The organism is Streptomyces griseocarneus (assembly GCF_014655595.1).
GTDB lineage: Bacteria > Actinomycetota > Actinomycetes > Streptomycetales > Streptomycetaceae > Streptomyces > Streptomyces griseocarneus.
In genome coordinates this window covers 208,544-221,644 of record NZ_BNBL01000003.1, presented here as the reverse complement: position 1 = coordinate 221,644, position 13,101 = coordinate 208,544, and the positions used below count along the sequence as shown (strand labels likewise).

The 13,101-nt window shown below is 72.8% G+C and carries 12 protein-coding genes; 9 read left to right on the top strand and 3 right to left on the bottom strand.

Annotation, left to right across the window (positions count from 1 at the left end; translation table 11 throughout):
- Window positions 1-6: 6 nt before the first annotated feature.
- The 3 genes from IE295_RS09725 to IE295_RS09715 all read left to right on the top strand — a co-directional run bounded on the left by IE295_RS09725 (window position 7) and on the right by IE295_RS09715 (window position 3,442).
- On the top strand, window positions 7-1,053 hold the full coding sequence (locus IE295_RS09725) for an ABC transporter ATP-binding protein (RefSeq protein WP_190063149.1): 1,047 nt from the start codon (window positions 7-9) through the stop codon (window positions 1,051-1,053).
- 213 nt (window positions 1,054-1,266) lie between these two features.
- Window positions 1,267-2,694 (top strand): M1 family metallopeptidase, encoded by a 1,428-nt coding sequence (locus IE295_RS09720; RefSeq protein WP_190063456.1) that lies wholly within the window; start codon window positions 1,267-1,269, stop codon window positions 2,692-2,694.
- 79 nt (window positions 2,695-2,773) lie between these two features.
- A complete protein-coding gene (locus tag IE295_RS09715; RefSeq protein WP_190063148.1) occupies window positions 2,774-3,442 on the top strand; it encodes a trimeric intracellular cation channel family protein in 669 nt (222 codons plus the stop codon).
- A 21-nt stretch (window positions 3,443-3,463) separates the two neighbouring features.
- On the opposite strand, the gene IE295_RS09710 is transcribed toward IE295_RS09715, so the two are convergent.
- Window positions 3,464-4,054: a TIGR03086 family metal-binding protein gene (locus tag IE295_RS09710; protein ID WP_308013108.1), complete on the bottom strand. Its 591-nt coding sequence runs from the start codon at window positions 4,052-4,054 to the stop codon at window positions 3,464-3,466.
- Between the two features lie 151 nt (window positions 4,055-4,205).
- Between IE295_RS09710 and IE295_RS09705 the strand changes: the two genes are divergently transcribed.
- From IE295_RS09705 to mnmA, 3 genes are read left to right on the top strand one after another with little or no spacing between them, the layout of a single operon-like run.
- On the top strand, window positions 4,206-5,183 hold the full coding sequence (locus IE295_RS09705) for a helix-turn-helix transcriptional regulator (protein WP_190063455.1): 978 nt from the start codon (window positions 4,206-4,208) through the stop codon (window positions 5,181-5,183).
- A gap of 13 nt (window positions 5,184-5,196) precedes the next feature.
- On the top strand, window positions 5,197-6,366 hold the full coding sequence (locus IE295_RS09700; protein ID WP_190063146.1) for a cysteine desulfurase family protein: 1,170 nt from the start codon (window positions 5,197-5,199) through the stop codon (window positions 6,364-6,366).
- 44 nt (window positions 6,367-6,410) lie between these two features.
- Window positions 6,411-7,568, top strand: a complete 1,158-nt coding sequence (mnmA, locus tag IE295_RS09695) for a tRNA 2-thiouridine(34) synthase MnmA (RefSeq protein WP_190063145.1) — start codon at window positions 6,411-6,413, stop codon at window positions 7,566-7,568.
- A gap of 4 nt (window positions 7,569-7,572) precedes the next feature.
- On the opposite strand, the gene IE295_RS09690 is transcribed toward mnmA, so the two are convergent.
- A complete protein-coding gene (locus IE295_RS09690; protein WP_190063144.1) occupies window positions 7,573-8,178 on the bottom strand; it encodes a hypothetical protein in 606 nt (201 codons plus the stop codon).
- Between the two features lie 197 nt (window positions 8,179-8,375).
- Window positions 8,376-8,828: a hypothetical protein gene (locus tag IE295_RS09685; protein ID WP_190063143.1), complete on the bottom strand. Its 453-nt coding sequence runs from the start codon at window positions 8,826-8,828 to the stop codon at window positions 8,376-8,378.
- 225 nt (window positions 8,829-9,053) lie between these two features.
- Between IE295_RS09685 and IE295_RS09680 the strand changes: the two genes are divergently transcribed.
- From IE295_RS09680 to ligA, 3 genes are read left to right on the top strand one after another with little or no spacing between them, the layout of a single operon-like run.
- Complete coding sequence (locus IE295_RS09680) at window positions 9,054-9,752, top strand: SDR family oxidoreductase (RefSeq protein ID WP_190063142.1); 699 nt, start codon at window positions 9,054-9,056, stop codon at window positions 9,750-9,752.
- 53 nt (window positions 9,753-9,805) lie between these two features.
- Window positions 9,806-10,807: a methionine synthase gene (locus IE295_RS09675; protein ID WP_263453460.1), complete on the top strand. Its 1,002-nt coding sequence runs from the start codon at window positions 9,806-9,808 to the stop codon at window positions 10,805-10,807.
- Between the two features lie 8 nt (window positions 10,808-10,815).
- Entirely contained in the window at window positions 10,816-13,071 is a 2,256-nt protein-coding gene (gene ligA, locus IE295_RS09670; protein ID WP_224323063.1) for an NAD-dependent DNA ligase LigA, read from the top strand.
- The last annotated feature ends 30 nt before the right edge of the window (window positions 13,072-13,101 follow it).

Sequence of the window (13,101 nt, the reverse complement as noted above, 5' to 3'; positions counted from 1 at the left end):
CACGAGATGACGATTCCCGGGCAGCCCTCCGCGTCGCCGGAGCCGGCCGCGCCCCTGCTGAAGGTCGAGGGCCTGGTCAAGCACTTCCCGATCACCAAGGGCCTGCTGCGCCGCCAGTCGGGCGCGGTGCAGGCCGTCGACGGCCTGACCTTCGACGTCCGGCCGGGGGAGACCCTGGGCGTCGTCGGCGAGTCCGGCTGCGGCAAGTCGACCATGGGCCGGCTGATCACCCGGCTGCTCGAACCCACCGCCGGGCGCATCGAGTTCGAGGGGCGCGACATCACCCACCTCGGCGTCGCCGGGATGCGCCCGATGCGCCGCGACGTCCAGATGATCTTCCAGGACCCGTACTCCTCGCTGAACCCCCGGCACACCGTCGGCACGATCGTCGGCGCGCCGTTCCGCCTCCAGGGCATCACGCCCGAGGGCGGGGTGAAGAAGGAGGTGCAGAGGCTGCTGGGGCTGGTGGGCCTCAACCCCGAGCACTACAACCGCTATCCGCACGAGTTCTCCGGCGGCCAGCGCCAGCGCATCGGCATCGCCCGCGCCCTGGCCCTCAAGCCGAAGCTGGTGGTCGCGGACGAGCCCGTCTCCGCGCTGGACGTCTCCATCCAGGCCCAGGTGGTCAACCTGCTGGACGACCTCCAGGAGGAGCTGGGGCTGACGTACGTCATCATCGCCCACGACCTGTCGGTCATCCGGCACGTCTCGGACCGCATCGCGGTGATGTACCTGGGCAAGATCGTCGAGCTCGCCGACCGCTCCCCGCTCTACACCGCGCCCCTGCACCCGTACACCAGGGCCCTGCTGTCCGCCGTGCCGGTGCCGGACCCCGCCCGGCGCGCCCGCAGGGAACGCATCCTCCTCAAGGGCGACGTGCCCTCGCCGATCTCGCCGCCGTCCGGGTGCCGCTTCCACACCCGCTGCTGGAAGGCGACCGAGGTCTGCGCACGCGAGGAACCGCCGCTGCTGACGCTCCGGCCGGGGCACGCGGTCGCCTGCCACCACCCCGAGGACGGCAGTGACTCCGGAGCGCGAGGTGCGGTCACCTGAGAGTCATGTCAGGCTGAGGGCAGGCGTGAGCCCGTGGGGAGAGGGGAGGGTGCGGAGTCGGCGCGGCCGCCGCACGCGGGAATCGCGCGGTCGAAGGGACGGCTCATGGCACTCTCCCGCTCGATACGCCGGCGTCTGCCCGGCCGGGACTCGATACGCCGGCATCTGCCCAGCCGGGACTCCCTACGCCGGCGCCTGCCCGGCCGGGACGCGATGCGCCGGCGAGGGCCGGTGAAGCTCCTCGCCCTCGCCACGGCGGCGGCGACCGCCGGCGCGATAGCCGCCGGCCCCGCCTCCGTCCCCCGCCCCGGCGACCACCCGCTCGGCCCCGGCGCAGCGGGCATCGGCGACCCCTACTTCCCGGGCCTGGGCAACGGCGGCTTCGACGTCCGCCACTACGACCTCGACGTCCGCTACGCCCCGGACAGCGGCCGCCTCGACGGCCGGGCGACCCTCACCGCGCGGGCCACCCGCGGCCTGACCTCCTTCCACCTGGACCTGCAGCAGCTCAAGGTCGGATCGGTCGAGGTGAACGGCCTGCCCGCCGCCTTCACCCAGGAGGGCCCCGAGCTGAAGATCCACCCGATGCTCCCGGTGCCCAAGGGCCACGCCTTCACCACCACCGTCGCCTACGGCGGCACCCCCCGCCCGCTCTCCGGCCCCATCGTCTTCGGCTCCAAGTACGGGTGGATGAGAACCCGGGACGGTGCCTTCGTGGCCTGCGAGCCCAACGCGGCCTCCACCTGGTTCCCCTCCAGCGACCACCCCTCCGACAAGGCGACCTTCGACATCCGGATCAGGGCCCCCAAGGGCCTGACCGCCGTCTCGAACGGCCGGCTCCTGGCCACCCACGACCGCGGCGCCACCACCGTCGCCCACTGGCGCGAAACCCGGCCCATGGCCCCCTACCTCGCCACCGCCACCATCGGGAAGTTCGACGTCAAGAAGGGCAGGACGCCCGGCGGCATCCCCATCTACGTCGCCACCGACCCCGCCCTGGCCACCGGGCAGCTCGACTTCTACGGCCTGACCGCCGAGGCCACGGACCACTGGTCGCAGGTCTTCGGCCCCTACCCCTTCGAGGAGACCGGCGCGATCGTCGACGACATGCCCGAGGCCGGCTTCTCGCTGGAGACCCAGACCAAGCCCGTCTACTCGGCCGTCCGCGACGAGTCCACGGTCGTCCACGAGGTCGCCCACCAGTGGTTCGGCAACTCCGTCTCGGTCGAGCGGTGGAAGGACGTGTGGCTCAACGAGGGCTTCGCCACCTACGCCGAATGGCTGTGGGACGAGTACAAGGGTCGCAAGAGCACCCACCGGTCCTTCCTCGAGGCCTACAACCTGCGCAAGCCCCAGGACCCCTTCTGGAAGATCGACCTCGCCGATCCGCAGCGCGACACCATGCTCTCGCGCGCCGTCTACTTCCGGGGCGCGATGACCCTGCAGATGCTGCGCGAGCGCATCGGCGACAAGGCATTCTTCCGGCTGCTGCCGAAGTGGACCAAGCTGCACCGGCACGGCAACGTCCGCACCGCCCAGTTCATCGGCCTCGCCGAGGCCGTCTCCGGCAAGGACCTGGGCGCTCTCTTCGGCACCTGGCTCTCCAGCCGCGACCGGCCCGCGCTGCCGCCGGAGCGCTAGGGCGTGTCCGAGGGGGGTGTCCTCTGGCCGCCCGGACCGGCTTGTCAGGGACACCGCCCGCGACGAGTAAGAATGTCGGGTGCTCTCCGATCTGTTCAGCCCCTCCGTCCAGCACTCGCTCGACCTCGCCGGGATCTTCGTCTTCGCCATCTCGGGCGCGCTGCTCGCCGTCCGCAAGAACTTCGACGTCTTCGGCATGGCGGTGCTGGCGGAGGTCACGGCCCTGGGCGGCGGGCTGATCCGGGACCTGATCATCGGAGCCGTACCGCCGGCCGCCTTCACCGACCTCGGGTACTTCCTCACCCCGCTGGTCGCCACCGTGTTCGTCTTCTTCCTCCACCCCGAGGTCGAGCGGATCACCAAGGCCGTGAACGTCTTCGACGCCGCCGGCCTCGGGCTCTTCTGCGTCGCGGGCACCGTCAAGGCCTACACGTACGGGCTCGGCCTCACCTTCGCCGCGACCCTCGGGCTCGCCACCGCCGTCGGCGGCGGCGTGCTGCGCGACGTCCTCGCCCACGAGGTGCCCTCGCTGCTGCGCTGGGACCGCGACCTGTACGCCGTGCCGGCCATGGTGGGCGCCACCATGGCCGCACTGCTCATCCGCTACGACGCGCTCAACGTCTCCACCAGCATGCTCTCCGCCGCGACCGCGTTCGTCCTGCGCCTGCTGGCCATGCGCTACAACTGGCGGGCACCGCGCGCCTGGCACCGGCGCAGCGCGGCCACCGAGGACCCCGCCGCCGGGTAACGCCCGGGCGTATCGTTTCCGCTAGCGCACCGGCCGCCCCAGCCAGGCCGCCAGCCGGGTGTACGCGTCCGCCCCCTCGGGCGCCGGACGCACCGGCTCGAACGGCACGCCCTCGCCCCGCCGCTCGGCCGGCAGGAACTGCCGCGCCCAGCCCAGGACGGGCTCCGCGAGTTCCTGGTCCAGCGGCAGCGGGTGCCCGAGCGCCTCGGACAGGTCCCACGTGTGCGTGACGGTCTCCAGCACCATCCCCGAGGTGAGGTAGGCCCGGCCCGGGAGCTTCCCCCACGGCAGGTCCACCACCCGCTCCAGCGTCGCGTCGTCCGCCCACCCGGCCGCCAGGTGCGCCCGCGCCTCGTCGTACGCGCGCCCCCAGCCGTCGTCCGCGATGTCCGTCGGCGGCCGCCCCCACACCACGTCACCGGTCTCGCCGATCGCCGCCCCGTCGTGCGCGCCCAGCACCAGGTGCGCGAGCAGGGCGCGGACGTCGAACTCCGCACACGGCGTGGGGTCGCCGAGCCGGTCCGCCGGCACGGCGTGGACCAGCGCCGACAGCTGGGCGGTGGCACGGTCGAGGAGGGGGCGGGGGTCGAAGGCGGTGTCGATGGCGTTCACGGGCTGCTCCCTGTCCGAGGCGGTCGAATCCGGCCGGGGCGACCCGGCCAGGACAGAGCTTCCGCGCATAAGCTGACACCTGCCGTCATGTTTTCCGGCGATGTGCTTTCCCGTGATCTTGAACAGCGCGCCGGACGGCATGCTGGGCGGCGTGAAATCCGACCGCCTGCTGTCGATACTCCTGCTGCTCCAGACCCGCACCCGGGTGCCCGCCGCCGAACTCGCCAAGCGCCTGGAAGTCTCCGTACGCACCATCTACCGCGACGTCGACTCGCTCTCCGCCTCCGGCGTGCCCGTCTACGCCGAGCGCGGCCGGCACGGCGGCATCGCGCTGCTGCCCGGCTTCCGCACGGACGTCACCGGGCTCACCTCCGACGAGGCCCGCGCCCTGTTCGTCCTCGCCGCCCAGGGCACCCACTCCGCCCTCGGTCTCGAGGGGGCGATCGGCTCCGCCCTGCGCAAGGTCATGGCCGCGCTGCCGGCCCCGCACCGCCCCGCCGCCGAGGCCACCAGCCGCCGCATCCTGGTCGACCCGGTCCGCTGGATGGCCACCCCCGGCCCGGCCGTCGACCTCGGCGACCTGCACACGGCCGTCTTCGCCGAGCGACGGCTGCGGCTGCGCTACCGCCACGGCGGCGAGACGCGCCCGAGGACGTACACCGTCGACCCCTACGGACTCGTGGCCAAGGCCGGCGTCTGGTACCTGGTCGCCGACCGGCGCGGGAAGCCCCGGCTCTTCCGCGCCGACCGGGTGGCCGCCGTCACCGTCACCGACGAGCCCGTACGCCGCAGGGCGGGCGTGGAGCTGGCGGACGCCTGGGAGACGCTGCGCCGGGAGGTCGAGCAGCGGCCGGCCGAGGTCCTGGTCACGGCCACGGTGCGGCGCTCCCGCCTGGACATGTTCCTGCGCATCCTCGGCCCGCAGCTGGCCGGCCCGCCGGGCGAGGGGGACCCGGCCACCGTGGAGCTCGCGCTCACCGACGTCCGGGATGCCCGGGCGCTGCTGCCCTTCGGGGCGGACGTGGAGGTGCTGACGCCGGGGTCGGTGCGCGAGGACCTGGCCCGGGTGGCGGCGGCCGTGGCGGAGCGGTACGGCGGCGGCGGTCACGGGGCGGCCCCGGGCTCGTAGAATCGAGCCCACCATGGCCTACCTCGACCACGCCGCCACCACCCCGATGCTTCCGGAGGCGGTCCAGGCGATGACCGCCCAGCTGTCCCTCGCCGGAAACGCCTCCTCGCTGCACGCCGCCGGGCGCCGAGCCCGCCGTACCGTCGAGGAGGCGCGCGAGTCGCTCGCCGCCTCGCTCGGTGCGCGGCCCAGCGAGGTGGTCTTCACCGCGGGCGGCACCGAAGCCGACAATCTGGCCGTCAAGGGCCTGTTCTGGGCGCGCCGCGCCGCCGATCCGGCCCGCACCCGCGTCCTGGCCAGCCCGGTGGAGCACCACGCCGTGCTCGACGCCGTCGACTGGCTGGCCACCCACGAGGGCGCGACCGTCGAGTACCTGCCGGTCGACTCCTACGGCCGGGTGCACCCCGACGCGCTGCGCGAGGCGATAGCCCGTGAGCCCGGCGACGTCGCCCTCGCCACGGTGATGTGGGCCAACAACGAGATCGGCACCGTCATGCCGGTGCGGGAACTGGCGGCCGTCGCCGCCGAATTCGACGTGCCCCTGCACTCGGACGCGGTCCAGGCCTTCGGCCAGCTGGACGTGGACTTCGCCGCCTCGGGGCTCGCCGCGATGACCGTCAGCGGTCACAAGGTGGGCGGCCCGTACGGCATCGGCGCGCTGCTGCTGGGACGGCAGTACGCGCCCGTACCGCTGCTGCACGGCGGCGGCCAGGAGCGGCACGTGCGCTCCGGGACGCTGGACGTGCCCGCCGTCGCCGCCTTCGCGGTCGCGGGCACGCTGGCCGCCGAACGGCGCGAGGACTTCGCGCGCGAGGTCGGGACGCTGCGGGACCGCCTGGTCGAGGGCGTACGGGCGGCCGTGCCGGACGCCGTCCTCGGCGGCGACCCGGACCCTGCGGGCCGGCTGCCGGCCAACGCCCACTTCTCCTTCCCCGGCTGCGAGGGCGACTCCCTCCTGCTGCTGCTGGACGCCCAGGGCATCGAGTGCTCGACCGGCTCGGCCTGTACGGCCGGCGTCGCCCAGCCCAGCCACGTCGTGCTGGCGACGGGGACGGACCCGGACCTGGCGCGGGGGACGCTGCGGTTCTCTCTGGGGCACACGTCGACGGAGGCGGACGTCGCCGCGGTCGTCGGGGCCATCGGCCCGGTGGTGGAGCGGGCGAGGACGGCGGGGCTGAGCTGAGGGGGCCCGGGGGCCGTTCCGGCGACCCGTACCCTGGTAGGGCTATGACTGACTTCCCCGGTGCACCCGACCCCCAGGCCCCCCGCAAGGGGCTCCGCGTCCTCGCCGCCATGTCCGGCGGCGTCGACTCCGCCGTCGCCGCGGCCCGCGCCGTCGAGGCGGGCCACGACGTGACCGGCGTGCATCTGGCGCTGTCCGCGAACCCGCAGTCCTTCCGCACGGGCGCGCGCGGCTGCTGCACGATCGAGGACTCGCGCGACGCCCGCCGCGCCGCGGACGTCATCGGCATCCCCTTCTACTGCTGGGACCTCGCCGAGCGCTTCCGCGAGGACGTGGTCGAGGACTTCGTCGCCGAGTACGAGGCCGGGCGCACCCCGAACCCCTGCCTGCGCTGCAACGAGAAGATCAAGTTTGCGGCGCTGCTGGACAAGGCCCTCGCCCTGGGCTTCGACGCGGTGTGCACGGGCCACTACGCCACCGTCGTGCTCAACGAGGACGGCACGCGCGAGCTGCACCGTGCCAGCGACATGGCCAAGGACCAGAGCTACGTGCTCGGCGTCCTGGACGAGCGGCAGCTGGCCCATGCGATGTTCCCGCTGGGCGACACGATCACCACGAAGGACGAGATCCGCGCGGAGGCGGAGCGCCGGGGCCTGGCGGTCGCGAAGAAGCCCGACAGCCACGACATCTGCTTCATCGCCGACGGCGACACCCAGGGCTTCCTGGCGAAGCGCCTGGGCAGGGCCGAGGGCGACATCGTCGACGAGTCCGGCGCCAAGCTGGGCACGCACGAGGGCGCGTACGGCTTCACCATCGGCCAGCGCAAGGGCCTGCGCATCGGCCACCCGGCCCCGGACGGCAAGCCGCGCTACGTCCTGGACATCTCCCCGGTGAACAACACGGTGACGGTGGGCCCGGTGGAGGCCCTGGACGTGACGGCCCTGACGGCGATCAGGCCCCGCTGGTGCGGCGCGGCCCCGCAGGGCCCCGGCACCTACACCGCCCAGCTGCGCGCGCACGGCGGCGAGTGCGAGGTGACGGCGGAGCCGGTGGGGGAGGAGCTCAGGGTCTCCTTCGCCGAGCCGGTCCGGGGCGTGGCCCCGGGCCAGGCGATCGTCCTCTACGACGGCACGCGCGTGGTGGGCTCGGCGACGATCGCGTCGACGGTGCGGGCCACGGCGGGCGCGGCCCGCACCGTCTGACGGCTCAGGTCCGCGGGGTCCGCGTCACGCTCGAGACCTCGCAGCGGACCGTGCCCGACGTGCCCGCCTTCGGGACGAACGGCTGGGAGACGTCGAGCGTGTCCGTCTTGCCGGGGGAGACGAACGGGATGGACGGGTTGCGGGTGCCCAGCAGCTCGCGGTCCGGGCCGTAGAACTTCACCGTGAGGCGGTAGTCGTACTTCAGCGTGGCGCTGCTGTTGGTGGCCTCGATCTTCGCGGTGATGCCGAGGCGGTCGGTGTACTCGCAGCTGCGTATCTTGATGTCGCGCATGGCGCTGTTGCTGCCGCCGCTGCCGCCGACCGTGGTCGTACCGCCCGAGGTGGTGGAGTCGCCCGACGTGCCGGAGGTGGTGGTGCCACCGGAGGTCGTCGTGCCCCCGCTCGTGGTGCCACCGCCGAACGAGCCGCCGGAGGAGTCGCCCCCGGTCGTGCTGCCGCCCGTGGTGGTGGAGGAGCCGCCGGAGGACGACGAGCCGCTGCTGTGGCTGGAACCGCCGAAGCAGCTGCCGCCGTGGTGCCCACGGGCTCCGGTCAGGGCGACGACGCAGATACCGAAGATGGCGGCCGCGCGGACATGACGAAGCTTCACGCTGAGAACTCCCCCGATGAAGTGGCTTGAAGTTGTTGCTGCATTGACGAGCGCACGTCACGCTAACAACGTTCTTACATGGCGCCAAATCCCAGCGTGGCCTTGCGATTTCTGTGACACGGCCGCGACACAACTGGTCCTGAAATGGGGCGGGGGGTCGCCGAAATCAGGTCATTGGACGGCATGTCCGACGGGGCTCAGCCGGTGCCGCGCTCCACCTTGGCGACCTCGCACTTGGCGCCGCCGGCGGAGGCGCCCGCCTTGCCGGCATGGGGGGCCGCGACGTCGGCGGTGTCCATGCGGCCGGGGCGGACGAGGAGGAAGGACGCCTTCTGGTCGGTCAGCGCCGTGCCGTCGGGGGCCGTGAGCTTCACGGTGACGTCGTAGTTGAAGGTCGACGACGCGCTGGCGTTGGTGACGCTCACCTTGGCCGTGACGCCCTTCTTGTCCGCGTACGCGCACTCGGAGATCTCGACGTCCTTCCGGGCGTCACGGGCGTCGTCGACACCCGCCGCGCTCTTGACGGACGTCTCCTCCGAGCCGGAGGAAGACTCCGGCCCGCCCGACCCGCCGCTGCAGCCGCTCGCTCCGCTGAGGGTGATGGCGGCGATTCCGAAGGCGACGGCGGTACGGACGATACGAAGCTTCACAGTGGCTGCTCTCGGTGGGCGACAGGAGACGTCGAACGGCACCGGGACCGGCGCCTTCGACGAGTCCGTCACGCTAGGCAACCCGTCCACGGTCCGCCATACCGCCGGTAACACCGTGACGGACTCGCGACCTAACCGAGCCCGGAACCTGATCAGAGACGGCCGAAACCAGTCCATAGCGTCCGGCCGGGGCCCGTCGGCCCGCATTAGGGCAAGCTGGGGGGCATGGCAACACATCTGATCACCGGTTCCGGCTCGGGCATCGGCGAGGCGGTCGCCCGGCGGCTGCACGAGCGCGGCGACGAACTGTGGCTCGTGGCGCGCGACGCGGGCCGGGCCAAGGAGCTGGCCGCCCGGTTCCCCGGGGCCCACACGCTCGTGGCCGACCTCGCCAACCCCGACCGCCTCTCCTGGGCGCTCAGCCACCAGAACGTGCCCGACCGGCTCGACTCGCTGCTGCACATCGCCGGCGTCTCCGACCTCGGCCCCGTCGGCGAGCTCACCCCGAAGACCTGGAACCGCACCCTCGCCGTCAACCTGGTCACCCCGGCGGAGCTCACCCGCCTGATGCTGCCCCAGCTGCGCCTGTCCCGCGGCCACGTGGTCTTCCTCAACTCCGGCGCGGGGCTGAACGCGCGCGGCGGGTGGGGCGCGTATGCCGCGAGCAAGCACGGGCTCAAGGCCCTGGCCGACTCCCTGCGCGACGAGGAGCACACCAACGGCGTCCGCGTCACCAGCGTCTACCCCGGCCGCGTGGCCACGCCCATGCAGGCGGACGTGCAGCGCCAGGAGGGCAACGAGTACACCCCGGACAAGTGGATCGACCCCCGGTCCGTCGCCACGACCGTGCTGCTCGCGCTCGACCTGCCGCGCGACGCGGAGATCCACGACCTGACCGTGCGCCCGGGACACTCCGGAGGCTGATCCCCGGGCGCCCGGTTGCGTACCCTTCCTGGGTGAGCGAGAAGAACAAGGCCATGTGGGGTGCCGGCACCGCGACCGGCGTCGGTTCGATGCCGGGGACGGACGCCCGGGAGGCCGCGAAGACCGTCACCGGATCCCTGGAGGCGCTGCCGCACCTTCCGGAGCTGCCCGCGCGCGGGCCCGGCGCGGACATGATCGGCCGGACGGCCGGGATGCTGGTGGAGGTCTTCGCCCATGTGGAGCCCAGCGGCTGGCGCATCAGCGACCGGCCCGGGCGCGACACCCGCCGCGCCCGCTCCTGGCTGGGCGAGGACCTGGACGCGCTCGAGGAGTTCACCCAGGGCTACGAGGGCCCGCTCAAGGTCTCGGCCGTCGGCCCGTGGACCCTGGCGGCCGCGCTCGAGCTGCGCGGCGGCGAGGCGGCGCTGAGCGACGCCGGGGCCTGCCGCGACCTTGCGGCCTCCCTCGCCGAGGGGCTGCGGTCCCACCTCGCGGAGGTGCGCCGCCGGGTGCCGGGGGCGCACGTCGTGCTGCAGCTGGACGAGCCCTCCCTGCCCGCCGTGCTGCGCGGCCAGGTGCGCTCCGCCAGCGGCTACCGCACGTACCGGGCGGTGGACCGGGCCGTGGTGGAGGGCGCGTTCAGGGACCTGGTGGCGGTGGCGCGGGAGGGCGCGGGCACCGGCGTCGTCGTGCATTCGTGCGCCCCCGGCGTGCCGTTCGCACTGCTGCGGCGCGCCGGCGTCACCGGCGTCTCGTTCGATTTCTCGCTGCTCACCGAGCGTGAGGACGACGCGATCGGCGAGACGGTCGAGGCCGGCACCACGCTGTTCGCGGGCGTGGTGCCCGGCGTGGACGGCCCATTGTCAGACCCTGCCGGTAGCGTCATGGGTGTCAGGACGCTGTGGCGCAGGCTGGGGCTGTCGCCGGGGACTCTCGCCGAGTCCGTGGTGGTCACCCCGCAGTGCGGGCTCGCGGGCGCTTCGCCCGCATATGCCCGTGCGGCCCTCGCCCACTGCGTCCGGGCGGCGAAATCACTCGCAGACAACCCTGAGTGACGGCGCTCATGGAGCAACGGGAGGACGAGACGGTGGCTGTCGAACAGCAAGGCGAAGAGCTCGAAGCGCTCGCGGCGCAGGCCGCGGTGCCCGCGAAGGCGCGGGAGAAGCACGCACTGCTGGCCGAGCAGGTCGAGGAGCACCGCTTCCGCTACTACGTCAAGGACGCCCCCGTCGTCAGCGACGCCGACTTCGACACGCTCCTGCGTGAACTGGAGGCGCTGGAGGAGGAGTACCCACCGCTGCGCACTCCCGACTCGCCCACCCAGAAGGTGGCGGGGGCGTACCAGACGGAGTTCACCTCCGTCGAGCACCGCGAACGCATGCTCTCCCTCGACAACGCCTTCGACGACGAAGAGCTGGCCGCCTGGGCCGAGCGCATCGCCAAGGACATCGGCGAGGGCGCCCGCTATCACTACCTGTGCGAGCTGAAGGTCGACGGCCTCGCCGTCAACCTGACGTACGAGAACGGCCGGCTCACCCGCGCCGCCACCCGTGGCGACGGCCGCACCGGCGAGGACATCACGCCGAACATCCGCACCATCGACGAGATCCCCGAGCGGCTCAAGGGCGACCGCATCCCCGCCCTGGTCGAGGTGCGCGGCGAGGTCTACTTCCCGATGGAGAAGTTCGAGGAGCTCAACGCCCGTCTGGTGGAGGCGGGCAAGGCCCCCTTCGCCAACCCGCGCAACGCGGCGGCCGGTTCGCTGCGCCAGAAGGACCCGCGCGTGACCGCCACCCGGCCCCTGCACATGGTGGTGCACGGCGTCGGCGCGCGCGAGGGCTTCGACATCGACCGCCAGTCGCAGGCGTACGACCTGCTGCGCGAATGGGGCCTGCCGACCGCCGCGCACGCCCAGGTGCTCGACTCCCTCGACGACGTGCGGACGTTCATCGCGCGCTACGGCCAGCCGAAGGTCCGGCACTCCATGGAGCACGAGATCGACGGCGTCGTCGTCAAGCTCGACGAGATCCCCCTCCAGGGGCGCCTCGGCTCCACCGCGCGCGCCCCGCGCTGGGCCATCGCCTGGAAGTACCCGCCCGAGGAGGTCAACACCAAGCTCCTCGACATCCGCGTCGGCGTCGGCCGCACGGGCCGGGTCACCCCGCAGGCGGTCTTCGAGCCCGTCACCGTCGCCGGATCCGAGGTCGAGTTCGCCACCCTGCACAACCAGGAGGTCGTCAAGGCCAAGGGCGTCCTCATCGGCGACACCGTCGTCATCCGCAAGGCGGGCGACGTGATCCCCGAGGTCCTCGGCCCCGTCGTGGACCTGCGCGACGGCACCGAGCGGGAGTTCGTGATGCCCGCCGAGTGCCCGGAGTGCGGCACCGGGCTGCGCCCGATGAAGGAAGGGGACATCGACCTGCGGTGCCCCAACGCCCGCTCGTGCCCGGCCCAGACCCGTGAGCGGCTCTACTACCTGGTGGGCCGCGAGTGCCTCGACATCGAGAACTTCGGCTACGTGGCGGCCACCGCCCTCACCCAGCCGCTGGAGCCCGCCACCCCGCCCATGGCGAACGAGGGCGACCTCTTCGGTCTGACGATCGAGGAGCTGCTGCCCATCAAGTCGTACGTGGTGGACCCGGACAGCGGTCTGCCCAAGCGCGACCCCAAGACGGGCGAGGCGAAGGTCGTCACGTTCTTCGCCAACCAGAAGGGTGAGCCGAAGAAGAACGCCCTGGCCATGCTGGAGAACATCCAGGCCGCCAGGCAGCGCCCGCTCGCCCGCATCGTCAACGGGCTGTCCATCCGTCACGTGGGACCCGTCGCCGCGGCCGCGCTGGCCCGTGAGTTCCGTTCGATCGACCGCATCGCCGCGGCGAGCGAGGAGGAGCTCGCCGCCGTGGAGGGCGTCTCCGACACCATCGCCACCGCGGTCAAGGAGTGGTTCGCCGAGGACTGGCACCGCGAGATCATCGAGAAGTGGCGTGCCGCCGGCGTCCGGATGGAGGAGGAGGCCGCCACGGACGAGGGACCGCGTCCGCTGGCCGGACTCACCGTCGTCGTCACCGGAACCCTCTCGGGCTTCACCCGCGACGGCGCCAAGGAGGCGCTGCAGCAGCAGGGCGCGAAGGTGACCGGGTCGGTGTCGAAGAAGACCGACTTCGTGGTCGTCGGTGACAATCCCGGGTCGAAGTTCGACAAGGCGATGCAGCTGAAGGTCCCCGTGCTGGAGGAGGACGGCTTCGTCGTACTCCTGAGCGAAGGCCCCGAGGCGGCGCGCGCGGCGGCCGTGCCCCAGGAGGCCACCCCCGCGGAGTAATGCCCGCATAGTCAGTGGGCATTACCCCTA